The organism is Streptomyces monashensis (assembly GCF_001866665.1).
In the GTDB taxonomy this organism is placed as follows: domain Bacteria; phylum Actinomycetota; class Actinomycetes; order Streptomycetales; family Streptomycetaceae; genus Streptomyces; species Streptomyces monashensis.
In genome coordinates, this window is the sequence record NZ_MLYO01000083.1 from 1 (window position 1) to 26965 (window position 26965).

Annotated in this window: 21 protein-coding genes and 2 pseudogenes; 18 read left to right on the forward strand and 5 right to left on the reverse strand. The window is 70.0% G+C overall.

The genetic code is table 11. The annotated features are described in order from the left end of the window. Nucleotides 1–91 precede the first annotated feature (91 nt). The gene (locus BIV23_RS39470) at nucleotides 92–1033 is read right to left on the reverse strand and encodes a LysR family transcriptional regulator (RefSeq protein WP_071385821.1); all 942 of its coding nucleotides are present in this window, start codon (nucleotides 1031–1033) and stop codon (nucleotides 92–94) included. A 130-nt stretch (nucleotides 1034–1163) separates the two neighbouring features. On the opposite strand from BIV23_RS39470, the gene BIV23_RS39475 reads away from it, so the two are divergent. From BIV23_RS39475 to BIV23_RS39505, 7 genes are all read left to right on the forward strand, one after another. Continuing rightward, complete coding sequence (locus BIV23_RS39475; RefSeq protein WP_071385822.1) at nucleotides 1164–2162, forward strand: fumarylacetoacetate hydrolase family protein; 999 nt, start codon at nucleotides 1164–1166, stop codon at nucleotides 2160–2162. Next, nucleotides 2159–3130 carry a cyclase family protein gene (locus tag BIV23_RS39480; RefSeq protein ID WP_071385823.1) on the forward strand — a complete coding sequence of 324 codons (972 nt, stop codon included), beginning with the start codon at nucleotides 2159–2161 and terminating at the stop codon, nucleotides 3128–3130. The genes BIV23_RS39475 and BIV23_RS39480 overlap by 4 nt, the downstream gene beginning before the upstream one ends. Before the next feature lie 23 nt (nucleotides 3131–3153). Then, the gene (locus BIV23_RS39485; protein ID WP_071385824.1) at nucleotides 3154–4275 is read left to right on the forward strand and encodes an FAD-dependent oxidoreductase; all 1122 of its coding nucleotides are present in this window, start codon (nucleotides 3154–3156) and stop codon (nucleotides 4273–4275) included. Beyond that, on the forward strand, nucleotides 4272–5348 hold the full coding sequence (locus BIV23_RS39490; protein ID WP_079173706.1) for an amidohydrolase family protein: 1077 nt from the start codon (nucleotides 4272–4274) through the stop codon (nucleotides 5346–5348). Before BIV23_RS39485 ends, BIV23_RS39490 begins: the two co-directional genes overlap by 4 nt. A gap of 21 nt (nucleotides 5349–5369) precedes the next feature. After that, nucleotides 5370–6308, forward strand: coding sequence for a VOC family protein (locus tag BIV23_RS39495; protein ID WP_071385825.1), 939 nt, complete (start codon nucleotides 5370–5372; stop codon nucleotides 6306–6308). Nucleotides 6309–6413: 105 nt separating this feature from the next. Continuing rightward, nucleotides 6414–7385: a fumarylacetoacetate hydrolase family protein gene (locus tag BIV23_RS39500; RefSeq protein ID WP_071385826.1), complete on the forward strand. Its 972-nt coding sequence runs from the start codon at nucleotides 6414–6416 to the stop codon at nucleotides 7383–7385. Further along, nucleotides 7382–8146 carry an SDR family NAD(P)-dependent oxidoreductase gene (locus tag BIV23_RS39505; protein WP_071385827.1) on the forward strand — a complete coding sequence of 255 codons (765 nt, stop codon included), beginning with the start codon at nucleotides 7382–7384 and terminating at the stop codon, nucleotides 8144–8146. Before BIV23_RS39500 ends, BIV23_RS39505 begins: the two co-directional genes overlap by 4 nt. 241 nt (nucleotides 8147–8387) lie before the next feature. Here the strand turns inward: BIV23_RS39505 and BIV23_RS52755 are convergent. Together BIV23_RS52755 and BIV23_RS39515 are read right to left on the reverse strand one after the other, a co-directional pair. Beyond that, nucleotides 8388–8555: pseudogene (locus BIV23_RS52755) on the reverse strand (NF041680 family putative transposase); the annotation flags it as partial. A gap of 500 nt (nucleotides 8556–9055) precedes the next feature. Continuing rightward, a complete protein-coding gene (locus BIV23_RS39515; protein ID WP_245790867.1) occupies nucleotides 9056–9376 on the reverse strand; it encodes a hypothetical protein in 321 nt (106 codons plus the stop codon). A 1525-nt stretch (nucleotides 9377–10901) separates the two neighbouring features. Between BIV23_RS39515 and BIV23_RS39525 the strand changes: the two genes are divergently transcribed. The 7 genes and pseudogenes from BIV23_RS39525 to BIV23_RS39560 all read left to right on the forward strand — a co-directional run bounded on the left by BIV23_RS39525 (nucleotide 10902) and on the right by BIV23_RS39560 (nucleotide 19592). Then, the gene (locus BIV23_RS39525) at nucleotides 10902–11639 is read left to right on the forward strand and encodes a helix-turn-helix domain-containing protein (RefSeq protein WP_071385831.1); all 738 of its coding nucleotides are present in this window, start codon (nucleotides 10902–10904) and stop codon (nucleotides 11637–11639) included. A 69-nt stretch (nucleotides 11640–11708) separates the two neighbouring features. Then, nucleotides 11709–13154, forward strand: a complete 1446-nt coding sequence (locus tag BIV23_RS39530; protein WP_071385832.1) for a CoA transferase — start codon at nucleotides 11709–11711, stop codon at nucleotides 13152–13154. Between the two features lie 163 nt (nucleotides 13155–13317). Then, nucleotides 13318–14511, forward strand: coding sequence for a CaiB/BaiF CoA transferase family protein (locus BIV23_RS39535; RefSeq protein WP_071385833.1), 1194 nt, complete (start codon nucleotides 13318–13320; stop codon nucleotides 14509–14511). A 64-nt stretch (nucleotides 14512–14575) separates the two neighbouring features. Then, entirely contained in the window at nucleotides 14576–15748 is a 1173-nt protein-coding gene (locus BIV23_RS39540; protein WP_071385834.1) for an acyl-CoA dehydrogenase family protein, read from the forward strand. Next, nucleotides 15745–16812 carry an acyl-CoA dehydrogenase family protein gene (locus BIV23_RS53410; RefSeq protein WP_071385835.1) on the forward strand — a complete coding sequence of 356 codons (1068 nt, stop codon included), beginning with the start codon at nucleotides 15745–15747 and terminating at the stop codon, nucleotides 16810–16812. Before BIV23_RS39540 ends, BIV23_RS53410 begins: the two co-directional genes overlap by 4 nt. A gap of 166 nt (nucleotides 16813–16978) precedes the next feature. Beyond that, a pseudogene (locus tag BIV23_RS39555) lies at nucleotides 16979–18197 on the forward strand (IS3 family transposase). Between the two features lie 216 nt (nucleotides 18198–18413). Further along, entirely contained in the window at nucleotides 18414–19592 is a 1179-nt protein-coding gene (locus tag BIV23_RS39560) for a winged helix-turn-helix domain-containing protein (protein ID WP_071385837.1), read from the forward strand. Nucleotides 19593–20084: 492 nt separating this feature from the next. On the opposite strand, the gene BIV23_RS39565 is transcribed toward BIV23_RS39560, so the two are convergent. Both BIV23_RS39565 and thpD read right to left on the reverse strand, forming a co-directional pair. Next, nucleotides 20085–21359, reverse strand: a complete 1275-nt coding sequence (locus BIV23_RS39565) for an MFS transporter (RefSeq protein ID WP_071385838.1) — start codon at nucleotides 21357–21359, stop codon at nucleotides 20085–20087. Between the two features lie 456 nt (nucleotides 21360–21815). Continuing rightward, complete coding sequence (thpD, locus tag BIV23_RS39570) at nucleotides 21816–22718, reverse strand: ectoine hydroxylase (protein WP_071385839.1); 903 nt, start codon at nucleotides 22716–22718, stop codon at nucleotides 21816–21818. A 333-nt stretch (nucleotides 22719–23051) separates the two neighbouring features. Between thpD and BIV23_RS39575 the strand changes: the two genes are divergently transcribed. The 4 genes from BIV23_RS39575 to BIV23_RS39590 all read left to right on the forward strand — a co-directional run bounded on the left by BIV23_RS39575 (nucleotide 23052) and on the right by BIV23_RS39590 (nucleotide 26958). Then, the gene (locus BIV23_RS39575; protein ID WP_071385840.1) at nucleotides 23052–23627 is read left to right on the forward strand and encodes a CGNR zinc finger domain-containing protein; all 576 of its coding nucleotides are present in this window, start codon (nucleotides 23052–23054) and stop codon (nucleotides 23625–23627) included. A 339-nt stretch (nucleotides 23628–23966) separates the two neighbouring features. Then, complete coding sequence (locus tag BIV23_RS39580) at nucleotides 23967–24950, forward strand: helix-turn-helix domain-containing protein (protein ID WP_071385841.1); 984 nt, start codon at nucleotides 23967–23969, stop codon at nucleotides 24948–24950. A gap of 67 nt (nucleotides 24951–25017) precedes the next feature. Then, nucleotides 25018–25311, forward strand: a complete 294-nt coding sequence (locus BIV23_RS39585) for a hypothetical protein (RefSeq protein WP_071385842.1) — start codon at nucleotides 25018–25020, stop codon at nucleotides 25309–25311. A gap of 360 nt (nucleotides 25312–25671) precedes the next feature. Beyond that, nucleotides 25672–26958 (forward strand): type III PLP-dependent enzyme domain-containing protein, encoded by a 1287-nt coding sequence (locus BIV23_RS39590; RefSeq protein ID WP_071385843.1) that lies wholly within the window; start codon nucleotides 25672–25674, stop codon nucleotides 26956–26958. Nucleotides 26959–26965: the final 7 nt, after the last annotated feature.

Consider the following 26965-nt stretch of genomic DNA (forward strand, 5'->3'; position numbering starts at 1 on the left):
TCCGACCTAAAACACGGCCTAGCCCTCATCCGATCGCTATCGAAGATGTGGATCATCCGGGCCTTGGATGCTGGGGACCTGCAGGAGCCCGCTATCTCGGTGCGACCGTGGCGATACGGCCCGGCTCGGAAGCGGCCAGCTCCGCTCCCACGCGGGCCGCGGTCTCGCGCAGCCAGATGTGGGCCGCGTCGTGGGTGTGCACCGGGTGCCACCACAGTGCCTCCTGGAGAGGGACCGCCCCGTAGGGCGGTTCCATGAGGCGTACGGCGGCCACGCCGCGCAGCAGCTCGGCCAGCCGCTGCTGCACCAGGGCGATCCGGCGGGTGCCGGCGATGAGGAAGGGCAGCGCCTGGAAGCTGTCGACGGAGATCTCCACGCGGGGATCGACGCCGAGCATGCTCAGCTGCCGGGCGGCCGGGGCGTCGTAGGCGCGCTGGTAGATGACCCAGGGCAGTCGTGCCAGGTCGTCCATGGTCAGCTGGTCGCCGACCTCGTCGTTCGTCTCGGCGACCAGGAAGGCCCAGCGGTCGGTGAACAGGTCGACGGCGGGGAAACCGCTGATGATGCCGCGCGGGATCATCAGCCCGTCGGCTGTGCTGAGCAGCGGTGTCGTGTCCTCGGTGACGTCGATGGGCGTCCGCTGGAAGCGCAGCCGTACTCCCGGGGCCTCGGCGTGCACGGTCCGGGCGAGCTCGGCGCCGAACACGGCGAGGGCGTAGTCGGAGGTGAGCAGGGTGAACTCGTGCTCCTCGCTGCCCGGGGCGAAGTCGGCCCTGCTGCTGAAGACCCGTTCCAGCAGGTCGCAGGCTGTCGAGGTGCGGTCCAGCAGAGCGCGGCCAAGGGCGGTCAGTTCGTACTGTCTGCCGACGCGCGCGAGCAGGTCGTCGTCGAAGTGGCGGCGCAGGCGGGCCAGGGCCGCGCTCATCGCCGGCTGGCTGAGCCCGACGCGCTGCCCGGCGCGGGTGACGTTGCGTTCCTCCAGGAGGGCCCGCAGGGACAGGACGAGGTTGAGATCGAGGCCGGAGAGGGACACGACGCCTCCAGAGCGAGGCCGCTTACGGCGGCAACATTTGCACCACGGATGATCATCATCTAAAGAATCGATTTCCCAGATTACGTGGTGAGGGTCACATTGGTCCCACCGCAATCTGGAGGACATTCCCGTGAAACCCGCAGCCGCTTCCGCGTCCTTCTCCGGACCCTTCGCCCTTGGCGTCCTCTCCGCCCCTGAACAGGCATCTTTCCCCGGTCTTGTGATCCCCGGGGGGCGCGTGCTGGATCTTCGCACGGCCCTCGGAGAACCGGCCCTGACGTCCCGGGGGATCCTCGAGCGCTGGGAGGAGATGCTCCCTCACCTGCACGAGCTCGCGGCCGACGAGGCGGCCGACTGGCGGCCGTTGGAGCACCTGCGGGCGCACGCGCCGGTCGAGCCCCGCCAGGTCTTCCAGTCCGGCGCCAACTACCGGCAGCACGTGATCGATCTGGAGGTCGCCCACCGCTCCCCCGACGACCCCCGCACCGTGGAGGAGGCGCGCGCGGGGATCGCCGCGGTCATGGACCGGCGGGCGGCCGAGGATCTGCCGTACGTGTTCATCGGCCTGCCGAGCGCGATCACCGGCCCCTTCGACGACGTCGTACTTCAGGACTGGGCCGAACAGCCGGACTGGGAGCTGGAGTTGGCGGCCGTCATGGCGAGGCCCGCCTACCGGGTGACGGTCGAGGAGGCCCTGGAGTACGTGGCCGGCTACACCATCGCCAACGACCTCACCGACCGCGCCACCGTCTTCCGCCGGGACATGAAGGCCATCGGCACCGACTGGCTGCGCTGCAAGAACGCTCCCGGTTTCACCCCGCTCGGCCCGTGGATCGTGCCCGCCGAGTCGATCGCCGACCCGGGTGACCTGCGCGTCACGCTGAAGCTCAACGGCGAGACCATGCAGGACGAGTCCACCAAGGACATGCTCTTCGGCATCGCCCGGCTGGTGTCGTACATCTCCCGGACCTCCCAGCTCCTGCCCGGCGACCTGGTGCTCACCGGCAGCCCGGCCGGCAACGGCATGCACTGGGGACGGCTGCTGCGCGACGGCGACGTCATGGAGGGCTCCATCACGGGCCTGGGCGCGCAGCGCAACCGCTGTGTCGCCGGGAGGACCTTGTCGTGACGGCCCCGCTCGACCCCGCGGACGCCGAGGGCGCGATCACCGAGGCCGTCAAGCGGTATTCCAACTGGGGGCGTTGGGGCGAGGACGACGTGCTCGGCACGCTGAACTTCCTCGACGAGGCCAAGCGCCGCGAGGGTGCGGCACTGGTCCGCCGGGGCGTCAGCTTCTCGCTGTCGCAGCGGTTCGACATGAACGGGCCGCAGAAGGGCTGGCGCCGCCGCACCAACCCCGTCCACACCATGCTGGACACGGGAACGGACGCGGCGCTGGGCAATCAGGGCTTCCCGCACGGCATCGGCGGCGCCGACGACGTGATCGCGATGCCCCTGCAGTGCTCCACCCAGTGGGATGGGCTCGGGCACATCTTCGACCACGGCAAGGCGTGGAACGGACGCGACGCCGCGAAGACCGTCACCTCCGAGGGTGATCTGGTCACCGGCATCGAGCACATGGCCCCGTACGTCGCCGGGCGCGGAGTCCTCCTCGACGTCGGCCGGGTGATCGGCGACGAACGCGGGGAACTGCCGGACGGTTTCGCGATCACCGAGGAACACCTGACCGCGACGGCCGAGGCGCACGGCGTGGCTGTCGGCCGTGGTGACATCGTCGTCGTGCGGACCGGGCGGCTGGCGCGCGCCCGCCGCGAGGGCTGGGGCGACTACGCGGGCGGAGAGTCGCCCGGTCTGTCCTTCACCACTGCCGGCTGGCTGCACGCGAGCGAGATCGCCGCGATCGCCACCGACACGTGGGGCTTCGAGGTACGGCCGAACGAGTTCCACGGTGCCTTCCAGCCGCTGCACCAGGTCGTCATCCCCAACATGGGCCTGCTGATCGGCGAGATGTGGGACCCCGACGCTCTCGCGGACGACTGCGCCTGCGACGGCGTATACGAGTTCTGGCTCACCGCCGCCCCCCTGCCCATCACCGGAGCCGTCGGCTCCCCCGTCAACCCCGTCGCCGTCAAGTGACCTTCCCAACAAAGGAGTTGGCCATGGAAGGAAAGAGAGTCCTGGTCATCGGAGGGGGCACCTCCGGCAACGTCATGACCGTGCTGCTGCGGCGGGCCGGCATCGACGTCGACCTCGTCGAGGTCAAGGAGGACTGGAACGTACGCGGCTCCGGCATCACCCTTCAGGGCAACGCCCTGCGCGTGCTGCGCGAGATCGGCGTCTGGGACGAGGTCCGCGAGCACGGCTTCGGCTTCGACTCCGTGGGGATGACGACGCCCGACGGCACCGTGCTGCGCGTCAGCGAGGTCCTCCGCACCGGCGGAGACGACCTCCCCGCCACCCTGGGCATGCAACGCCCGGTGCTCCAGCGCATCCTCGTCGACGCCGTCCGGGCATCCGGCGCGAACGTCCGGCTCGGCACCACCGCCGAGATCCTCACCGAGGACGACACGTCAGCGACCGTCCGGTTCAGTGACGGCACCGAGGGCCGCTACGACCTCGTCGTGGCCGCCGACGGCCTGCACTCCGCGACCCGCGCCGCCATCGGTATCGACGTCAAACCCGAGCCGACCGGCATGGCCATCTGGCGTGTCCGGGCGACCCGCCCGGCCGGAGTGGAGCGCAGCGACCTCTCCTACGGCGGGCCCTGCTACATCGCCGGCTACACGCCCACCGGCGAGGACACGATCTACGCCTATCTGGTGGAGGCCGGCCGCGACCGCGCAACGATCCCGCCCGAGTCCTACGGTCAGGAGATGCGCCGCCTCGCCGTGGGCTACGGCGGTGCCTGGGACGAGATCCGCGACTCGATCACCGACCCGGCGCAGGTGAACTACACCTGCTTCGACCGGATGCTGGTCGAGGGGTCCTGGCACCGGGGCCGGGTCGTCCTCGTCGGCGACGCCGCGCACTGCTGCCCACCCACGCTGGCCCAGGGCGCGGCCATGGCCCTGGAGGACACGTGGGTGCTGTCCCAGCTGCTGACCAGCGGATCCGCGTGGGACGAGGAACTGCTCACGCGCTACTACGAGCGACGGATCGACCGGGTCCGGATGGTCGTCGAAGCGTCCGTGCAGATCGGGCAGTGGCAGCTCGACGGCGTGCCCGGTGACGTGCCCGGGCTGCTGGACGCCACCATGCCGGTGCTCAAGGAGCTGCCGTGACGGCCCACCCGCCCCCGGCTACCGCTGGGAGCCGCCCCCAGCGCGATCCCCGCCCCTCGTCGAGCACGGACGCGCGCACTTCCCCGACTGTCGACGTACACGCGCACGTCCTGATCCCCGAGGTAGAGGCCCTGGTGGCCGGCCTACCGGGCCTGGCAAAGGCCAAGGCCCTCGACGCCCGCCGCAACGGGCCCGCGACCCTGGCCGTCAGCGGCCCCATGGTCGCCGAGCGCATCCCGAGGCTGACGGACGTCGCCGTACGACTGGCCGCGATGGACACGCAGGGCGTGGACGTCCAGCTGGTCAGCCCGTCCCCCTCGCACTACCACTACTGGGCGGACGAGGAGACGGCGGAGAAGGTGTACCGCCTGGCCAACGAGACGACGGCCGCCCACTGCGCCCAGGCGCCCGGCCGGCTGCACGGTCTGGGCCTCGTCCCCCTGCAGCACCCTGAATCGGCGGTGCGCGCGCTCGAACTCGCCATGGGTATGGGCCTGTTGGGTGTCGAAATCTCCTCGCACGCGCCGGGCCGGGAGCTGTCGGATCCGGCGTACGAACCCTTCTGGACCCGGGCCGAGGAGACGGGCGCGATCCTCTTCCTGCACCCCTTCGGCTGCACGCTCGACGAGCGTCTCGACCAGTGGTACCTGTCCAACACCGTCGGCCAGCCCACCGAGAACGCCGTCGCGCTCTCGCACCTGATCTTCTCCGGGGTGCTGGACCGGCACCCGGAGCTGAAGGTCATCGCCGCGCACGGGGGCGGCTATCTGCCCACCCACATAGGCCGTTCCGACCACGCCTGGTCGGCCCGCTCCGACGCGGGCGCTGGCTGCGCCCACCTGCCCAGCAGCTACCTCAAGCGCTTGTACTTCGACTCCCTGGTCCACGACCCGCAGGTACTGCGGGCACTGATCGGCGCGGTCGGCGCGGACCGTGTGCTGCTCGGCTCCGATTTCCCCTTCGACATGGGCACCGAGGACCCCGTCGGCGCACTGCGCGCCGCACGCCTGCCCGACGACGACTTCCACGCCGTGCGCGGCGGCAACGCGACAACGCTGCTGCGCCTCACCTGACCCCCGCACAGGAGAACCGCCATGAGCGCACGCCTGCTCACCCATCTGCGGCACGTCGACCTCGCCGTGCCCGACTACGACAAGCAGCTCGACTTCTACGCCGGCGTCTGGGGCCTGACCCAGGTCGCCGAGGACTCCGGCATCTCCTTCCTCGCCGCCGAGGGCAGCCCCGAGCAGTACGTGGTGCGGCTGCGCAAGGCCGAGGAGAAGCGCCTCGACCTCGTCTCGTACGGCGCCGGCTCCACCGAGGACGTGGACACTCTCGCCGAGCAACTCCTGGCGGGAGGCGTGCAGTTGATCTCCCAGCCGGGCAAGATCGACACACCCGGGGGCGGCTACGGCTTCCGCTTCTTCGACGTCGACGGCCGCACCATCGAAGTGTCCGCCGATGTGGACGTACGGCAGCACCGCAAGATCGAGGAGAAGGAGGCCATCCCGGTCAAGCTGTCGCACGTCGTGCTGAACTCGCCGGACCTCGACAGGACCCGCGAGTGGTACGAGCGCCACCTGGGCTTCCGTCACTCCGACACGCTCAGCTCGCCGCACATGGGCGAGGTCATGCACTTCATGCGGATCTCCAACCAGCACCACTCGATGGCCATCGCGAAGGGCCCGCACACCTCCCTGCACCACGTCTCCTTCGAGATGCGCGGCCTGGACGAGTACATGCGCGGCTCCGGCCGCGTGATGCGCGCCGGCTTCCGCAAGATCTGGGGCCCCGGCCGGCACTTGGCGGGTGACAACACGTTCACGTACTTCCTGGACCCGCACGGCAACACCGTCGAGTACACGACGGAGTTGGAGCTGCTGGACGAGGACACCTGGCACCCCCACGTCTACGACTTCTCCCAGCCCGAGGTCACCGACCAGTGGGGCACCGCCAATCCCATGAACGAACTGGTCGCCAAGGAGTCCTTCAACGACGTCGACCGCGGCTGCTTCGTCGCCCCGCCGGTCTGACCCCCTCGAACCCCGGGGACGCGGTGGCCCTGTCACCGCCCTGACGCCCTTGCCGCGTCCCCGGCTCCCACCGCTGTCGAAGACCGCCGGAGCCTGGAGCAGTGCATGCGTTTCGCCACCTATGAACATCGAGACCAGCGCCGGGTCGCCGTCGTGGAGGAGGACGGCACCCTCCACCCGGTTCCCGGGGCGCGCTCGCTCACGGAGCTGATCAGCTGCGGCGACGGACTCGACGCGCTCCTGCGCGCCGGCGCCGCCACGCTCGACGTCCCGCCGGGCCCTCACGTGTCCGAGGTGCGGCTGCTGCCACCGCTTCAGCCGCCCACCGTGCGGGACTTCGTCACCTTCGAGGAACACGTCGAAGGGGTACGGCGGTCCGTGGACGGCGTCGGCGGGGTGCCCGAAGCCTGGTACGACGCCCCGACGTTCTACTTCACCAACCCGTACGCCGTCATCGGCGCCCACGACGACGTCCCGGTGCCGCCGGGCAGCGAAGTCCTCGACTTCGAGCTGGAGGTCGCCGCCGTCATCGGCCGGGAGGGGCGGGACCTGACGCCAGAGCAGGCACGGGACCACATCATCGGCTACACCGTCTTCAACGACTGGTCGGCCCGCGACCTGCAGTCCCGCGAGATGCAGGTCCGCCTCGGCCCGTGCAAGGGCAAGGACACGGCCGCCACCTTCGGCCCGTACCTGGTCACCGCCGACGAGCTGGAGCCGTACCGCGACACCGACGGCTTTCTGCGCCTGGCGCTGACCGCCTCGGTGAACGGCGAGGTCGTCGGCAAGGACCTGTTGTCCAACATGAGCTGGACCTTCGAGGAGATGGTCGCCTACGCCTCGCGGGGCACCGTCGTCCGCCCCGGCGACGTGCTCGGCTCCGGCACCTGCGGCAACGGCGGCTGCCTCGCCGAGCTGTGGGGCGTCCGGGGCGAGCAGTCCCCGCCCTCGCTGAAGCCGGGAGACACCGTCACCCTCACCGTGGAGGGCATCGGCACCGTCTCCAACACCGTGGTCGCGGGCAGGAATCCGGAGCCGCTGCCGACCGCCCGGCGCCGCACCCGGGAGCGGCCGTGAACGATCTGCACCCCAAGAGGCTCCTCGGCAAGGTCGTCGTCGTCACCGGCGCCGCGCGCGGCCAGGGCGCCGCCGAGGCCGAGGCCCTGACCCGCGAGGGCGCCCGCGTCATCGCCACCGACGTGGCCGAGGCCGCCGGCTGCCGCCGCCTCGACGTCACCGACGAGGAGCACTGGGCGGAGCTGGCCGCCGAACTGAGGGAGTCGTACGGCCAGGTGCACGGCCTGGTCAACAACGCGGGCATCACCTGGCGCGCCCGCCTCGGCGATGTGACCCCCGCCGACTTCGCCCGAGTCCACGCCGTCAACGTCACCGGCCCGCTCCTTGCCATCCAGCACCTGACGCCGCTGATGCCGCCCGGCTCGTCCATCGTCAACGTCGGTTCCACCGCCGCGCTCAGCGGCCACTATCCGGTCGCCTACACGACCAGCAAATGGGCGCTGCGCGGCCTGTCGAAGACCGCCGCCATGGAGCTCGGCCCGCGCGGCATCCGCGTCAACACGATCCACCCCGGCTTCATCGAGACCGAGATGACCGCCTCCGCCGCGCCCGCCTTCCGCGAGGCGAACATCCGCGAGACCCCGCTCGGCCGCACCGGCACGGTCGACGAGGTCGCCCCGGTCGTGGTCTTCCTCCTGTCCGACGAGTCCTCCTTCATCACCGGCGCCGAGATCCCGGTCGACGGCGGACTCACCACGCACGGCGGCGTCAAGTCCATCTCGGACGCTCTGGGTTCGGCTGCTCCGACGGAGGGACATTGAAACGGCTGGCAGGGAAGGTTGCCCTGATACCGGGCACGGCCCGCGGTCAGGGACGCACGGCGGCGCTGCGGTTCGCGGCCGAGGGCGCGATCGTCGGCGGCGGCGACCTGCGGCACGAGTCCGAGCTGAAGGCCCAGCGTCTCGTCGCGCAGGCGGGCGGCACGGCCCTCACCCCCGGCCCGCTCGACGCGACCGACGAGGACTCCGTCCGCGCCTGGGTCGAGGAGGCCGCGGACGCCTTCAGCGTCAGGTCCACCAGCGAGGTGACCGGCCCCTCGACGCACAACAGCGCGTCGGCCAGTTCGAACAGTTCGTCACGGCGGGCGGTCAGACACTCGTACAACTCTGCTCGGAAGCGCGACACTTCCGCTAACGCTTCCTGTCGGACATCCGGGCACACCACACTCATGACAACGGCCTTCGGCTGGTTCTCCTCGTGACGGAGCACAGGATCAGACGAAGGCCACCGTCATGTCCGGCGAATGCCCAGGTGAGTGACCTCGTTCGGGACACCGTTCGAGGCCAGAAGAAAAAGAACAAGGTAACCGGGACGCCGAAGGCCGTCGTCTACCCGCCGGCCGAGGACGGTGGTCGGCGGGTCCGCGTCGGCAGCCGGTTCATGGGGATGGCGTACACACTCCCCGACATCGCCGAGTTCCTACGACGGACCGGGGCCGAAGACGTCGAGCCCGAGGATGTGGCGAGCGCGGCCTGGGTGGAGTGGCGGGCGCCGGGCCAGACGTGTGGGCGCCGCCCGGGTAGGCCGGAGCGGCTTCGACCACATCACCGACCCCTGACCGCCCTGGTCGGGCCCGCGGTCGGCGTGGCCGGTGTCCTGGTCGGGGGGGTAGGGGTTCGTGGTCGGGATGAGCGGGGCCGGCGCGGGAGCGTTACCTCTCGGTGCTGCTGTCAGAGCAGCTTCTGCGGTGCCTGGTACTGGTCGACGGGCGCGAGGTTGCACGCGGGCTTGGGCCCGCCGAGCAGGTGCCCCCCGATGCCCTCGCCCTCCGGCAGCGGCACCGCACAGCGGAGGTCGACATGGGCGAACGGAGCGCCATAGGTGTTGCCGATGCCGCCTGCTTCGCCCGCGATAGTGGTGTTTCCGTTGCGGGTTCCGAAGTCCGTGGCGCCGGTGCCGCCGTCGGGTCCTTCGAAGTCCGTCGCCGATGCGGGTACAGCCACGGCCGCCGTTGCGGCCATCGCGAAAGCCGCGCCGGCCAGAACCTTCATGATCACTGTGATGCTCCTGTTCGATGAGACGGTCATCCTCTTTGTGATCTGTCCAACGCCACGCCGTGGTTGCAGTTACGTGTGCCGGACCAGCTGTCACCGGCGCGCGCCGACCGAGCGGTCGGCCACAGCTGCTCTCACAGCGCCCAACCACACAGTGGTGCGGCCTCGGCTATGGGCAGGGTCTGGGCACCGAACCGGCCCGCCGGAGCACGGGGAATATTGATGGACCAGTCCGGGGATCGGCGTGCCGACGCCTCGCTTCAGGCCTGCAACTGGGCGTGTGTCGCCGGGAGTCCGGAACACACGCCTGGACGGAATGGGAGGCTGTGAGGTCTCTCGGCAACTCCGCTCCTGGCCAGCTGAGTGAGTGGCAGCGGTGGCTTCTGGACCATCTCAAGAACCAGCGGCTGGACGCCGAGCAGGCGATCGCTCTGGCGAAGATGTGGGTCAAGGTCGCCGCAGTGCAGCCGGGCGCCATGCCCCAAGGCCGTGTGTCCAGCGGCACTTCGGCGAGAATGTCCCACACGACCTCACGGCGGTGATGCCATTCGGCCACGAGCGTGAGAGCGCTGACGGGAACGGCGACCGGCCCGCCGGGCAGATCGGACAGCATCACCTTGAGCTTGCTGCGGTCCGCCAGGTACCCTTGCGCGCCAGCGTAGGCGTGGGAGAGATGGGGATACGAGGCCGTCGGGATGCGCGGCCACCGATCGCCTACGACCGCCTGGTGCGTCTGCCAGGTCATCTCCCACAACTGCCGGTGCGGCCGGCCGGGACAGCCCTTGCTCTCGATCGCCAGGGTGCCGATGTCCGGGCGGGACAGTCGCACCTCGAACGGGTCGGTGTCGGCGGCCCGCCGGGTCACCTCCCGGGTGATCTGGTCGACCTCCCTGGCGCTGTCCTGCGGTCCGGCGTGGAGCACGGTGAAATGCATCCATCACGGCTGGACCGGGTGCAGGCCTGGCTGTTCAGACAGCGGGCGGTAGGTGTGGGCCCTCAATGGGAATCTCCCGTTCCGCGATAGCGGCCTGCGTGTGCTTGGCCTGTCTCGTCCAGGGGCCACGGCAACTTGTCTCAGGATCTTGTCCCTTGCCGGCGTCCGCCTCAGGCTCGGTTCAGGTACGACTCCAGGGCATGCGAGCCGGTACGTTGCTCAGAGCAACCGCAATTGCCTGGTCGTAGATGTGCGCCGGCGTGAAAGGGGAGGCGTGAGGAATCGGTTCGCGGGCGGCTGTTCGTCGTGCTCGGTGCGGGTGTGGCGGCGGGGTTCTCGGCAGGGGACTCCACGGGGCCTGGGAAGTCCACAGCGCAACGTGCCATCACCTCGATGAGCTCACCAAGGCGGACGCCTTCGCCCGGAGACGGCCCTTCCGCCTTGGCGTGAACCCCCTTCTGCTGCCGGGCTTGTGGCGTCTGCGGGGGGCGGGGCCGGATTGCTCGTCGGGGTGGTGCGAGAAAGGGATCGACGGGCCGTCTCGGCGCTCGTGGCCGGCGGCGTACAAGAAGGACGAGGTGGGGCGGGATGGGCGAGCACGGCCGGCGTCGGCGTCACCGTACGGTGGACCGGGTCGCGTGGATCCTGGAGGCCGCCGCGCGGGCGCCGGGCGGGGTGACCGTGGCCGAGCTGGCGCGGACGGTCGGGGCGCCGGCGAGTTCGGTGCAGGATCTGGTCAACGGCCTTGTCGCGACGGGCTTTCTGCTGGAACAGCACGGGCGCTTCAGGCTTGGTCCCGCCCCGCACGTCCTCAACCTCATCGCCGGCCGGGTCGTCCCGCGGATCAGTCAGGCCGAGCTCAACGAGCTGAGCCGCGTCGCGGGCACCCCGGTGCTGCTCACGGTGCGGGTCGGGCTCGACGCCGTGCACCTCGCGCGCGGCGGTGAGGACGAGATTCCGCGCCTCGTGCCGCTCGCCGACGAGCACGTGGCCCGGCCGCTGCTGCGTACCGCCGCGGGCCGTCTGCTGCTGGCCTTCACCGACGAGGCGGAGCGCCGTGGGCTGCTCGACGAGCTCGCCCGCCATGACCCCGAGGGGGTCGCCGAGTTCCGCGGCGCTCTTCCGGCGATCCGCGCGTCGCGGATCAGCCGCAGCGAGGGTCTGGCCGATCCCGAGGTCAGCGCGCTCGCGATCCCCGTCACCGACGGCCCCGTCGTCACGGGAGCTCTTGTGCTGATGCACCGGCGACGCGGCCGCGCGGAGCGGCTGAGGCTGGACCGGGCGGCGGCCCGGCTCCTCGCGCACATCCAGGAGGGGCGGGCGTGACGTTCGCATCGATCCACGGATATCCGTGAATGCGGGCGCTCATACAGTGCCGGAAACGAGCATCCCGGCATGACTTCGAACACGCTCAGCACGACCGAGCCGACGCCGCTGATGCCCACCGGCGAGATCGTCTCCCGGCTGCTGCACACCCTCGGCGACCCCGATCCGGCCCGGGAAGCCGAGGACATCACCGTCGTCGGGGCCGACCCCTTGGTGCCCTCGGTGCACCGCCTCGCCGATGCCATGTCGGCCGCGATCGGGGTTTTCGGGCGGCAGACGGCGGCGGTCGGTGAAATGCGCGGTCACCGGCACCAGAGGGTGGAGGTACAGGCCGGGGCCGCGATCGACCAGCTCATGGCGACGTACCACACGACGCTGTCGGGGCGCCCGCTCGGCGCTCTCCTCGACGATCCGGCGCTGCTCGGCAACAACGACTTCTACCGGGCGCAGGGCGGCCGGTGGATCTTCATCATCACCACCTATCCGCATCTGCGCGACGCGGTCTGCTCCGTGCTGGGGTGCGGGCTCGACAAGGTGGGGATCGCGCGGGCCGCGGCCGACTGGGACGCCTTCGCGCTGGAGGAGGCCATCTGCGCGCGGGGCGGCGTCGCCTGCGTGGTGCGCGGCCGGGACGAGTGGCTCGCGCATCCTGCTGGGCGGTACGTCGCGCGGCGCCCGGTCGTCGAGATCGAACGCGTCGGTGACGGGCCGGTCCGGCCTCTGGAGCCGATCGGTGAGGCCGACGAGGCGCTCACGGGCGTACGGGTGCTCGACCTCACCCATGTCATCGCAGGTCCCGTCGGGGCGCGGCTCCTCGCCCAGTTCGGCGCCGACGTGCTGCACCTGTCGCGTCCGGACCGCCCCGACCCGATCCCGATGATCGCGATGACCGGCGGCGGCAAGCGCAACGCCTACTGCGACCTGCGCGACGGGCACGACCGTGCCGCCTTCCACGAGGTGCTCCAGGACGCGGACGTCTTCGTGCACGCCTACCGGGGACTCGCCCGGCACGGGGCGCCGACCGGGGAACTCATCCGGCGCCGCCCCGGACTCATCGCCCTCGAATACCACGCCTGGGGCGCCGACGGGCCCTGGGGTGAGCGCGGCGGGTTCGACCAACTCGCCTGCTCCGCAACCGGATTCGCCGTCGAGGAGTGGACCGACCGGCCGTCGCTGCCGCCGACGTACCTGCTCAACGACTACCTCGCCGCCTACCTCGGGGCCGCCGCCGTGGCAACGGTCCTGCGCCGGCGTGCGACGGAGGGCGGCTCGTGGCGGATCCGCGTGACCCTGGCCGGGGTGTGTCACTGGGTGCAGGAACTCGGGCTGCTGGCACGGGAGGACGTCATCGACCTGCCCCGGCCCGGGCGCGCGCCGCTCGCCGCGCTGTCGACCACCGGGACAGACTTCGGCCCGCTCACCGAACCGGCGACACCGTTCGCCTACAGCGGGCGCACGGTCCCCCAGCCCGGCCGGCGTTCCCCGCTCGGGTCTGCCGCGCTCCAGTGGCGCTGAGCGCAACGCGGGAAGTGCCGTACGTCTTCTGCGGGCCGGCGGAGCTGGCCGCGCCCCCGGCGGAGCCGCATATCGACACAGCCCCACGCCCCTTCGGAGCGCGATCCCGTACCGCACCACCCCGTCCACCCACCCCACCCGATCTCCCAGGAGGCACCGGAAGATGTCCGAGAAGCCGAGCGGCCCGTCCGGCCGGGGACTCCTCACCGGAGTCCGCGTCGTCGAACTGGCCACCGTGATCATGGCTCCGTACGCAGCACAACAGCTCGGCGACTTGGGCGCGGACGTGATCAAGGTCGAGCCGCCCACCGGTGACATGACGCGCCACTACCCGCCGCTGCGCCACCCCGGCATGGGCGGCCCGGCCCTCAACCTGAACCGCAACAAGCGCAGCGCCTCCATCGACCTCAAGGCCCCGCACGGCCGCGACGCCCTGCTCGCCCTGCTGCGCACCGCCGACGTCTTCATCACCAACCTGCGCCCGCAGGCCCTGGAGAAGTTCCGCCTCGGCTACGGCGACGTCGCGGTCGTCAGCCCCGGCCTGATCTACGCGAGCGCCCACGGCTTCCGCAGCGACAGCCGCTATGGCACCCACGCCGCCTATGACGACATCATCCAGGCGGCCAGCGGCCTGGTCTGGCTCAACCACCAGGTCTCCGGCCAACCGCACTACGTTCCCACCGTGCTGGCCGACAAGATCTGCGGCATGCAGATCGCCCAGTCGGTCCTGGCCGCGCTGCACTACCGGGAGCACGGCGGCACCGGACAGCACATCGAGGTCCCGATGGCCGACACCATGCTCGCCTTCAACCTGGTCGAGCACCTGGGAGCGGCCGCTCTGGACGCCGACGGGGAGTTCGGCTCGGCCCGCTCGCTCAGCCCGCAGCGCCGCGCGCTGCGCACCGCCGACGGCTGGATGTGCATCCTGCCGCACAGCGACCGCAACTGGCGGGACTTCACCGACTTCGTGGGCCGCCCCGAACTGGCCGCCGACCCGCGCTTTGTCACCGGCCCCGACCGGGCTCGCAACGCCGACGCGTTCTATCCACTGCTCGCGGAGCTGACGCCGCGGCACACCAGTGCCGAGTGGCAGGAGTTCTGCGACCGGGCGGGCATCGCCGCCGCCCCGGTGCTCGACCTGGAAGCCGCCGCCACCACCGCCTACGCACAAGAGGGCGGCCTGCTGCACCAGGCCGAACACCCCACCGAGGGCCGCTACCGGGTCATCGGCCGCCCGGTGCGCTACTCGGCCGACCCGGAGCCGGAGCTACGGCCCTGCCCGGGCATCGGCCAGCACACCGACGAGGTGCTCCGCGAAGCCGGCTTCGACCCCTCCCTGCTGCACCCCGCGAACTGACCGCGAGTTCTCGTACCGAAAAGAAATGCACCGCCCGTTCACCAACCCCCGGAGCGAATGAGCCATGTCTCCTTCGACGCCTTCACCGATCGCATTCCCCGACATCGTCCTGCCCGAATCAGCCCGCCGGCTCCGCGCCGAGGTCCGAGCCTTTCTCGACGAGGAACGCGCTCGCGGCACCGTGCTCGGCCGCCCCGACTCCTGGCTGGCCGGCTGGGACGACGGCTTCAGCCGCCGCCTCGCCGAGCGCGGCTGGGTCGGCATGGCCCTGCCCACCGAGTACGGCGGTGCCGGCCGCGGCTTCCTGGAGCGCTATGTGGTGATCGAGGAACTGCTCGCCGCCGGCGCCCCGGTCAGCGCCCACTGGGTCTCCGACCGGCAGGCAGGACCGTCCATCCTCCAGCACGGCACCGAGGAGCAGCGCCGCTTCTTCCTGCCCGAGATCGCCGCCGGGCAGTGCTTCTTCTCCATCGGCATGAGCGAGAAGAGCAGCGGCTCCGACCTCGCCTCGGTCTCCACCCGCGCCCAACGCACCACCGACGGCTGGCGGTTGACCGGTACGAAGATGTGGACCGGCGGCGCCCACGTCAACGACTACGCCATCGTGCTGGCCCGCACCGACGACGCCGAGGACAGGCACGCGGGCCTGAGCCAGTTCATCGTCGACCTGCGCGCCCCGGGCGTACGGGTCGAACCGATCCACCTGATGAGCGGCGAACACCGCTTCAACGCCGTCCACCTCGAAGGCGTCGACGTCCCCGACGGCATGCTGCTCGGACAGCAGGGCGACGGCTGGAAGCAGGTCACCGGCGAACTCGCCTTCGAACGCAGCGGCCCGGAACGCTACCTCTCCACCTTCCCCCTGCTCATCTCCCTGCTACGCGAACTGGAGCAGCGCCCGCCCACGGCCGAACAGCTCACCCAAGTCGGCGTCCTGACGGCCCGCCTGCACAGCATCCGCCGACTGTCCCTCGGCGTGGCCGCGGCTCTGGACGCCGGATCCGCCCCCGACACCCAGGCCGCCCTGGTCAAGGACCTCGGCACCCGCCTTGAGGGCACGCTGACCGACACCGTCCGCAGCATCCTGCCGACCCCGGCCGACCCGCACGCCACGCCCGGAACCCACCCTGAACTGCTTGCCTTCGCCCTGCTGCACAGCCCCGGCTACACCCTGCGCGGCGGCACCAACGAAATCCTTCGCGGCATCATCACTCGCGGTCTGGAGCAGCGCCGATGAACACCCACACAATCGACACCGGCACCCCGGTCATCCCCGCCGACGCCTACGACACCACCGTCTTCTACGCCGATGCGGACGCCATCGCCACCGTCACCAACACCACCGCCCCCGACGCCGTCGCCCTCCCCTGCCAGGACGCCTCCACCGCCGAACTCCTGGCCGCCGCCCAGGAAGCAGGACACCGCGCCGTCCCCGCCCCCCTCGCGGAGACCGCCCTGGTCGCCCGCCCGCTGCTGCGCCGCGCCGGGCTCCCCGTCCCCGACGGCCCGCTCAGCTACGCCATCGCCCCCGAGCTGACGATCCGTTACGCCCACCCGGCCGCCTCCCCCGTCGGCTCGGCCGGCTGCCTGGGCCACGACGACTCCCTGCTGGTCACTGGCACCCTGCGCCGCGTCCCCTGGGCCCGCGCCGCCACCGCGGTGGTCGTCCTGGCCACCGCCCCCTCCGGCCCCGTCCTGTTCACCCTCACCCCCGACCAGGCCATCCTCACCCCCGGCGGCAACCTCGCCGAGGAACCCCGCGACGACCTCCACCTCGCCCCCCTTGAGATCCCCGCCGCACAGGTCCGCCGGATCTCCCCCGAACTGCTCGACGAGGCCCGTCTCCGCGCGGCCCTGGCCCGCTCCGCCCTGATCGCCGGTGCCGCCGAACGCTGCGTCGACCTGACGGTCGCCCACACCACCGCCCGCACCCAGTTCGGCCGTCCGCTCAGCCGCTTCCAGGCCGTCAAGCAGGAAGAGGCACGGCTGATCGAGGAGGCCGCCCTGGTCCGCGCCGCCGTCCACGCCGCCGCCGCGCCGCTGGACACCGGCGGCGCGGCCGCCCACTTCACCGTCGCCGCCGCCAAGACCCAGGCATCCGCTTCGGCCGCCGAGGTCACCCGCATCGCCCACCAACTCCACGGCGCCATCGGCATCACCCGCCTCAACCCCCTCCACCTCGCCACCACCCGCCTGTGGTCCTGGCGCGACGAAGACGGCGACGAAACCTACTGGGCACACCGCCTGGCCCGCCCCCTCACCGCCACCGCCCTCTGGCCCACCCTCACCACCACACCCTGACCCCTCGCCCCAGCCCTGCCCCGCCGCCGACCGGCCCAGCCCGGTCGGCGGCTCAGCAGCTCTCCCCTGGCCCGGGGTGGTGCGCTGGGCCGCCAACAGCGCGGCACGGCGGTGAGTGAACCGCCCCGGTTCGAATGGAGACTCGATCTCATGAAAGGACCGAGTCATGGCACGACCCTCCCGTTACCCGCTTGAGCTGCGCCGTCGTGCGGTGCGCATGGTCGCCGAGGTCCGCGACGACTACCCGAACGAGACGGCCACCCTGCAAGTGGTGGCCGACAAGCTCGGCATCGGCTCGCGGGAAACGCTGCGGAACTGGGTACAGCAGCACGAGATCGACGCGGGGACGCGGCCGGGGACGACGACGGAGGAGTCCTCCCGGATCAAGGCGTTGAAAAAGGAGAACGCCGAGCTGAAGCGGGCCAACGAGATCCTGAAGGCGGCGGCGAGTTCTTTCGCGGCCGAGCTCGACCGGCTACACACGCGCTCGTAGGGTTCATCGACGAGCACCGGGACCGCTTCGGCGGGGTCGAGCCGATCTGCAGGACGCTCACCGAGCACGACTGCAAGATCGCCCCTTCCACCTACTACGCCCACAAGAAACGACTGACCGCCCCGTCCGCACGGTCGGTGCGGGACGCTCGGCTCAAAGAGCTGATCAACCAGGTCCACACCGCCAACTACCGCGTCTACAGCGCAAGGAAGATCAGGCGCCAGCTGAACCGGCAGGGACACGCCGTGGCCCGCTGCACCATCGAACGCCTGATGCGCGAGCTGGGCATCCAGACGGCAGTCCGCGACAAGCGTGTGATCACCACGCTTCCCGGCGGGCAGGTCGAGCAAGCCCCCGACCGTCTCGACCGCGACTTCGTCGCCGCCGCCCCCAACCGGTGCTGGGTAGCAGGCTTCACCCATGTGAAGACCTGGTCAGCGACCGTCTACGCCGTGTTCGTCGTGGACACCTTCTCCCGCCGGATCGTCGGCTGGTCGGCGGCCACCGTCAAGGAGACCGTCTTCGTCCTGGACGCCCTGGAGATGGCGATCTGGCAACGCGACCGCGACCAACAACCCAGCCAGCCAGGCGAGTTGATCCATCACTCGGATGCCGGATCGCAGTGCACGTCGTTCAAGCTCGCCGAGCACCTGGACGCCGCCGGCATAGCCGCGTCCATCGGCTCGGTCGGCGACGCCTACGACAATGCCCTGATGGATCAAGCCCCAGCGCCCTGGAAGACGCTCTCCCAGGTCGAGCTGGCCACCGCCGAATGGGTCGACTGGTACAACCACCGCCGACTCCAGGTGAGACAGGCCATATCCCGCCTGCCGAGTACGAAGCCAACTACTACACGGAACTCACGAAACCCCAGGTCACAACCACAATCTGAGATCTCTACCGAACCCGGGGCGGTTCAAAACCCAGGTCAACTCACCAGCCACTGATCAGAAATACCGCTCCTGGACAGCAACTGACGGCAATCGGCACGCGATGGACATAACCGCGTCTGTCCGGTGTTGTTCGTCGCTTCCATCAATGTGAAGATCTACGGTCGATCTGCACGGCCCTCCCGATCCCTGTCCCTGCTGACTCCTAGGCTGCAGGCATGCCCGAACTGACCCTCACCGCCGGCCAGGCGCGCCGGATACTCTTGCGCGCCCAAGGCCTGCTCGGATCTCCGTACGGCAGGCGCGGCAATCCCCGGGCCGTGCTGCAGCAGCTGGGTGCCGTGCAGCTCGACACCATCTCCGTGCTGGCCCGCTCGCATGAGTTGGTGCCCTACGCCCGACTCGGCGCGGTCGGCCGCGGAGCGGTGGAGGCGGCGTACTGGCAGCAGACCCGCGCGTTCGAGTACTGGTCGCATGCCGCCTGTGTACTCCCCATCGAAACCTGGCCGTTGTACGCCTTCCGCCGTCGGGCGTTCGCCGAGCGCGGCCACCGTTGGCACAAGTTGGCCGACAAACAACGCTCCTGCGCCGAAGCGCTGGCCCGCCTGCGCGGCGAGGGACCGATGACGGCGACCGAGCTGGGCGGCGCGAAGAACGGCGGGCCCTGGTGGGACTGGTCGGAGTCGAAGGTCGCTATCGAGTGGCTGCTGGACACGGGCGTGGTCGTCTGCACCGAACGCCGAGGCTGGAAGCGGGTGTACGACCTGGCCGAACGGGCGGTGCCGGCCGAACTGCTGGCGCAGGACATGGACGACGCGGCCTGCCTGCGCGAGCTCACCGCGCGGGCGGGGACGGCGCTGGGAGTGGCTACGGTGAAGGATCTTGCGGACCACCAACGGCTGACGGTGAAACAGATCGGCTCGGCGCTGCCCGACAGCGGGCTGGTCGAGGTGCTGGTCGCCGGCTGGGGCAAGGACGGCCATACGGCTACCGCCTGGGCCGACCCCGCCGCCCTAGAGGAACAGCCGCGCGGCCGGCACCGCACCACGCTGCTCTCGCCCTTCGACTCACTGGTGTGGGACCGGGCGCGCACCGAACGGATCTTCGGCTTCACCCACCGCCTCGAGGCGTATGTCCCCAAGGAAAAGCGAGTGCATGGCTATTTCGCCATGCCGCTGCTCTCGGGCGGGCGTCTGGTGGGCAGGGTGGATCCTGCGCGTGAAGGACAGACTTTGGTGGCGCGTCAGGTCTCGCTGACCGGCGCCAAACACATACCGGCTGCGGCGAAAGCGCTGCGAGAGGCCGCCGAATGGGTCGGCTGCACGTACGTACGCGCCGAGCGGGTGCTGCCCGAAGCACTCGCCGCACCGTTTGCCGCCGCGCTCGCTGCGACCTGATCAACCTGACTGACCGACGCCGACTGCATGTTCACTCTCCAGGGGATAAGGTGCAGGGCGCCGATCAGGACGAGAAGGTCGGTGAAGAGCATGCCGACCACGTTGAGGGGCAGGTTGCTGGTCAGTCCCGGTACGGCGAGACCGACTGCGAGCCCGAGTACGCCGATGAGCATGGCCGCCCGGCTTGCCGGCCCCGCTGACAAGGCGCGGGGCCGGCAGGCCGACCACGAGGCCCGTGATGCCGGAGCACCCAAGCAGGAGGCGTACTCACCTCGGTGAGATCCAGGGGGCCACCGAGAGCGACGATGGGAAGGGCGGTCTGGAAGGCTCCTGGCGCTGAAGAGGAAGACGAGGCCGTCTTTGACTGTCGTCTTTGACGCGCCGGTAGCCGTCGTCGTGGTCGACGAGGTTTCCCCACGCTCGCCTGACGCCGGAACGCGGGTGGCCACCGGCGAACCGGTGGCCATCCGCGTGGCCCGCGAGGCGCTCGGGCTACGCCTTGAAGACGCCCCGGTTGCAGCGCAGCACCGCCACGACGACGGCGACGATGACCGCCGTGATGACGGCCGTCCCTACGACCGAGCCGGTGGCGGCGAAGATGCCGCCGCAACCTGCCACGCCCAGCGCCGCACCCACCGCGAGGGCCGTCTCCTGGAGGGCCGCGGCGCGCGCGACGTCCTTCGGCGGGACGCTGCCCAGCAGGTAGGCGTCGCCGGAGGCCATGGAGACGCCGACTCCGAGGCCGATCAGGAAGCTGGCGGGCCACAGGCCGACGAAGGCGGCCACGACAAGGCCGACGGCGCAGGTGGCCAGGCTGACCTGGAGCATGTGCACCGCGGTGAAGCGGGCCTGGATCTTGTGGAACGCGAACCCGCCGAGGGAGACCCACAGGGCCAGCACGGACACCGGCAGGATCGACAGGAGCGAGTCGGCCTCCGCGCTGAACAGAAAGACTGATCCCGTGTAGCTGGCGGAACTCACGACGAGCGCGAGCGAGGGCGCGCCGAGCCGGGAGAAGCTGAGCATGCGTACGTCGATGAGCGGGTCGCGCGAGCGGAGTTGCCGCGTGCAGAAGACCGTCAGGACCAGGCAGCCCGCGGCCGTCGCGAGGACGCGCCCGATGGCGGCGCCATGGCTTTGCAGACCGGCCACGAAGAGTCCGAAGCCCACAAAGGCGAGGGCGGAGGAGGCGACGTCGACCTTGGTCGACGAGGCCTGTCCCAGGGTGATGCCGCGCAGCAGTGCGGTGGCGAGCACTCCGCAGACCAGGGCGACGGCGGCGGGCAGCCAGAAGAGCATCGTGTAGGCGTCCATGCCGATGAACGCCCGGCCGATCAGAGGTCCCGCACCGGCTCCGATGCTGTACGTGGTGATCCACAGGGAGTAGCCGAGAGTGCGCTCCGACGTCTCGGGTAGTCCGCCGATGACCGAGGCGACGCTGGAGACGATCAGCGCGTAGCCGAAGCCTTGGATGAACCGGCTCGCCGTCCACGTCGCTGCCGAGTCCAGCAGTGCGGGACTCGCCCCCGCGAGGGTGAAGATGAAGAGGCCGGTCGCCAGCGTCACGCCGGGACCCAGGCGTGCGCCCAGACGCGAGCCGAGGACGACGCTGGAGGCGAGGGCGATCGTGTACCCGTCGATGAACCACAGGCGCCATGAGTCGGTCAGGACTGGCAGGTCGTAGGCGATGGAGTTGAACAGCGTGGAGTCCACACCGCCCAGGAACATGGGGACCAGCAGCAGCGGGAAGAGGACCTTCTTCGACACGGCGGTGGACCGCGCTGGAGCAAGGACAGTTCCGGCCATGGCAGACCTCGTCTCAGTTGGCTTTCTTCGGCGAGCGCAGCAGAGGGAAGACCACTGCGACGACGCCCGGCAGGACTGCTAAATCCGCCGTCGGTCTTCTCTCTACGAGCCCGGTGGGGCGGGCGTGCGCCGCCGGGCACTCAGGGCTGGTTCTCGAGGGCGCCATGAAGTCTCCGAGTCGATGTGAAACCACCTAAGGCGGTTCTACCAGTCTGTGATTCTCGTGGCAACCAGCCAAGCCGGTTCCACGCTCCCGCCCGGGGTGCCTCGCGAGTAACGTGCCGGAGCCGACCCCGCGGCGGACCGGCGGCCGGAACTACGCAACCCGGGCCCCGGCCCGTGCGGCGCCCGGAGAGAGGGCGCGGACACGGCCGGGGCCGGCACAGCCTCACCTGTACGGCGACGGGCGCGGGTGTCCTACATGCCTCGCGGGGAGGGGAATTCGCGGTTGCTGAGGTACTGCGGACGCGGCGCGTCCGCGGCGTAGGGCGCCCCCAGTGTGTTCTCCACGCTGTTGTAGACGATGAAGATGTTCGAGCGCGCGAACGGCGAGAGGTTCCCGTTGGAGCCGTGCAGCAGGTTGGAGTCGAACATCACTGCGGAGCCGGCGGGACCCGTGATCTGCTCGATCCCGTGCTCCTCCGCCATGCGCGTCAGGTGCTTGCGGTCCGGGGAGCCGACACTGGGAGCGGCCACGCGAAGCGACTCCTTGTGGTAGTTCTGCGGAGTGGCCCCGACCGTGGGGACGAACGTCTTGTGGGTGCCGGGCATGACCATGAGCGGGCCGTTGAACGGGTGGTTCTCGGTGAGGGAGATCGAAACGCTGAACGCGCGCGGCCGGGGCATGCCGTCCTCGGAGTGCCAGGTCTCGAAGTCGGAGTGCCAGTGGAACGGGGCGCCGCCGAACCCCGGCTTGTAGTTGACCCGGCTCTGGTGGACGTAGACCTCGGAGCCGAGTACCTGGCGGGCGATGTTCATGAGCCGGGGCGACCGGAGCAGCTCGGCGAAGATCTCGCTGACCTTCTCGACCTCGAAGACGGAACGGACCTCGTCGGAATCCGGTTCCAGGATGACGCGCTCGCTCGCACGCAGCTCCGGGTCCTCACCGAGGCGCAGGAGTTCGGAGAGGTAGAGGTCCACCTCGTGCACGGAGAGCAGGTCGTCGAGGACCAGGTAGCCGTTGGACTCGTACTGCTGGAGCTGCTTGCCGTCGAGCGGGCCCGGAGGCTCTCCCCACACCGACGGGTCCGTCCGCGGCTGGGGAACGGCCTCGCCAAGGACTCGGGTCGGATACAGGTCGGGGCGCTGAGCGACAGTCATGTGCTGTTCTCCTTTTCAGGGGAGCGGCGGCTTTTTCTGCCTGTACAGGGGCGCAATTCATCGGCTTGCGGGGCGAGGTTCCAGAATTCCAAGGCCTTTATTTCCTGCGGCTCACTGGTTCGTCCTCCGGCTCTTTCGATACTGCAAGATCGCAGAGGGCAAAGGAAGGGTCTACGAGTGTCCTGAATCGTCCTTGACCTGATCAGGACCGCGAATTGCGTGTCCGCCCACGGGGATGCGGACGCAGGGGGTGCCGCGCCCTCCAGCAGTAAGGAACCACCTGGATCGGTTCTCTTGCTTGTCCTCCGCGTAGCAACCGGCTAAGGTGGTTCCGTGTCCGTCAAGCAATTCCCCGAGTTCCGTCTTGGCAAGGTGCTGGCGACCAGCTTCACGGCGACCCTCACGGAACGCTGCGGTGAACCCGTCGAGCGCATTCCCGTCCCCGAGCGGCTGGTCGACTGGTTGGCGGTCAACGGGCTACGGGTCGATTCGTGCAGCGACTCCCAGCTGGAGCATGCTCGGCAACTGCGTGAAGCGATCCACGAAGCCGCTACCGCCGTCGCGACGCAGGTCCTCCCTCCCGCCGCGGCCGTTCAGGTCATCAATGACTGCAGTACGGGCGGCCGGGCCTCGGCGGTCCTTTCGCCCCAGAGCGGAAAGGAGTGGCACCTGGGTTCCGCCTCCGTCGAGGACGCCCTCAGCGTGATCGCCGCCGACGCGGTCGACATCGTTTCGGGCGCGCGCGAGGGGAGGATGGCGTTGTGCGCGTCCCCGACGTGCCGGGCCGCCTTCTTCGACACCAGCCGGGGCGCCACGCGCAGATGGTGCGAGATGAACACCTGCGGGAACCGCGAGAAGAAGGCGCGTTTCCTCGCCAACAAGCGCCGGGACGCGAGCCGCGCCGGCTGAGGTCGCGCCGGCGCGGCCTCACCCCCCACGCTCCTGTCTCTTGGCCGTTCCTCTCCGCCGGGGAGGTGCCCGACCTGGTCGCACGGTGGCCGGAGCGCCCCGTGTACGACCGTCGCAAGCGGGTAGCCGCGCCGTCGTGGCTCACTGCGATCGTGTCCAACGCCAGGAACGGCCCCGTGCGTTGGAAGCGGCCCGCGCCGTGGAGTGCTGCTCGCTAGTTCGGAACGCTGCCGCTCGACGACCGTCGAGCGCTGTTGACGACGAGGGCAGGGCGTAGTTGCCACCAGGCTTCCGCACCCCTCGTCCCGCCACCGCACGCAGGTGCAGAAAGGGAAGCGCATGCTGGCCGTTCTGGGAATCGACGCCACGGCGGAAATGGTCTACCGCGAGATGCTGGCGCATCCGCAGGAGGGCGTGGCCGAGCTGGTGCGCAGGCTCGAACTGACCGAGCAGGAGGTACGAGGGGCACTCGACACCCTCGGCGAGCTGGCCCTGGTGTGGCATTCCATCGAAGACCCCCAGAGCTTCCACGTCGTGGAACCTCACCTCGCCGCGGAGATCCTGCTCGCCAGGGAACGGGCCGAGCTCGCGGCGCAGCAGCAGCGCGTGCAGGAGGCCCAGGCCGCCGCCGTAAAGCTCAAGTCGGAGTTCACCCAGGAGAGTCCCAAGGAAGAGGTGCACCGCCTGACCGGGGTCGACTCCGTACGCGACTACTTGGCGGCGCTGCACGACGAGGTCCAGGACGAGCTGCTGACTTTCGCCCCGGGCGGAGCGCAGACGGAGACCAACCTGCGCAGCTCGCGCCCGATCGCGGACGCCCTGCTCGCGCGCGGAGTACGGATGCGTACCGTGTACCTGGACAGCGTCCGCAACGATCCCCTCACGGTCGCGCACGCGGACTGGCTCGCCGAACGTGGCGGTCGCATACGCACCGTGCCCTCGCTGCCGAACCGCCTGATCATCTGCGACAAGAAGATCGCCATCGTGGCCGTCGACTCGGACGACACCTCGGCTGGGGCGGTGGTCCTCAAGACGGCTGGAGTAGTGTCGTCCCTGTACGCCCTTTTCGAGAATGTTTGGCAGGCTGCCCAACCTATGAGCGAGACCGCCCAGCCGAGTGAGGAACCGGGCCTCAGTCCGCAACAACGGGAAGCCCTGCGGCTGTTGTCCCTCGGGCACACCGACGACTACGTCGCGGCGCGGCTGGGCGTGTCAAGCCGCACGGCACGCCGGATCGCCACGAAGCTCATGGACCACCTCGGCGCGCGAAGCCGATTCCAGGCCGGCCTGCACGCGGCTGTCAGGGGCCTCATCCGGCCGTGACGGCGCGTACGTCACCGATCGACAGGCAGCCGAAAGGGAATGACCATTCGAACAGGACACCCCACTCATGTACCTTGTGCAGCTCACCCTCGCACCCCCGGGCGATGCCCACCCGCCCGCTGAGGCTGAGCTCAAGCAGGCGCTCCACGACGCGGCGCCGGACATCGTCGAACACGTCAGCGTTCATACTCAGACGCGGCCTCATCTTGTCGTCAGCCTCTTCCTCCGCGCCGCCTCCCTGGACGAGGCCGAGGCGGCGGCGAAGCGGGTCTGGCAGCATGCGACGGCCAACTGCACCCTCCTGGCCGCGTGGTCCCTGCGGCGGGCCGAAGTACCCCTCCACCCCTACGACGTGGAGTGAGCCCGGCTCCTCCCGACACCCGTGTCACGTCCCGCCGCTACCCGTGCCTGGGCGATGCGTGCGACCTACATGCGCATTTTTGCGTGTCCAAACGGTCCAGCACGGAGAATGTCGCGATTGCCATGACCCTTTGGCCGGATGACTAATCCGGCCGAGGTCCTAAACAGGTCAGGACCGATTTAGGCCGACCGTCCTCCCTTCCCTCGCCGCTCCGAAGTTCGCAGACTCGTTATCGCCGGACAGCAAACCAGCGAGAGAGGCGAGGCATGAAAGTGCGAATGTTCATCTCCGATGGCTCAGCGGTGGAGCAGCGAATTCTTTGCCTCTCACCCGAAGACGACGGCGGATGGCAGTGACCGTATGACGACCTCGAAGAACAGTGTCCAGGGAAAATCGATGGCGGATCTCGCCGAGGAGTACGGCACCCCGCTGTTCGTCTACGACGCGGACGTCCTCGCGGACACGTACCGCACGTTGCGCGGCCTGCTCCCCGACGGCGCCGACATCTTCTACTCGCTCAAGGCGAACCCGAACATCAGCGTCTGCGCCCTGCTGAACTCGTTCGGTACGGGAGCCGAGGTCTCCTCCTACGCCGAACTGGCCACCGCCCTGCGGGCGGGGGTCGACCCCGGCGACATCATCTTCCTCGGCCCCGGCAAGGACGAGCGGGAGCTCACCGCGTGCGTCGAAGCCGACATCCACGCGATCGTCTGCGAGTCACTGGACGAACTCGACCTGCTCGACTCGCTGTTGGCAGCGGCAGGACGTGACGACTTCCCGGTGCTCCTCCGGGTCAACCCGGCCTTCGGCAGCAAGGGGTCCGGGCTGGCCATGGGCGGCAAGCCCCGGCAGTTCGGCATCGACGAAGCCGAACTGCGCGGTTCCAAGCACCGCCTCGCGGCCCTCCGCAACATCCGGGTGAAAGGCGTGCACGCGTACATGGGGACGCGGTTCCTCAACCACGAGGACGTCGTCGAGAACACCCGGCGCATCCTCGCCACCGCGGAGGATCTGGCCGGACAGCTCGGTTTCCCCCTGGAGACCGTCGACTTCGGCGGCGGACTCGGTGTCGCCTACTTCGACAACGAGAAGGACCTGGACCTCGACGCGCTGGGCGCCGGCCTCGCGGAGGTCATCACCCCCTTCTCGGTGCGCAACCCGAACTGTCGGATGATCATGGAACTGGGTCGCTTCCTCACCGCCACGGCCGGTACGTACGTCGTCCGCGCCCGCTACGTGAAGGAGTCCATGGGGGAGAGCTTCGTGGTCGCCGACGGCGGCACGAACCACCACATGGCGGCCGTCGGCGTCGGCAGCTTCGTCAAGCGCAACTTCCCGGTCCGCCACCTGGAGGACCGAGCCACCGGAGCCTCGCGCCCCTACAGCGTTACCGGGCCCCTGTGCACGCCCAACGACGTGGTGGCCAAGAAGGTCCGCCTGCCGGAAGTGCGGCCGGGAGACCTGCTCGCGGTGGAGCGGTCCGGGGCCTACGGGCCGACCGCCTCCCCCGGCCTCTTCCTGAGCCACGGCTTCCCGGCCGAGGTGCTCGTCCACGGCGGACGCGCCCACCTCATCCGGGAACGCGACACGACGGAGGACCTGCTGGCGAAGCAGCGCCTCGTAGATCTCCGCGCCGCGTCCGCCTGAACACGTG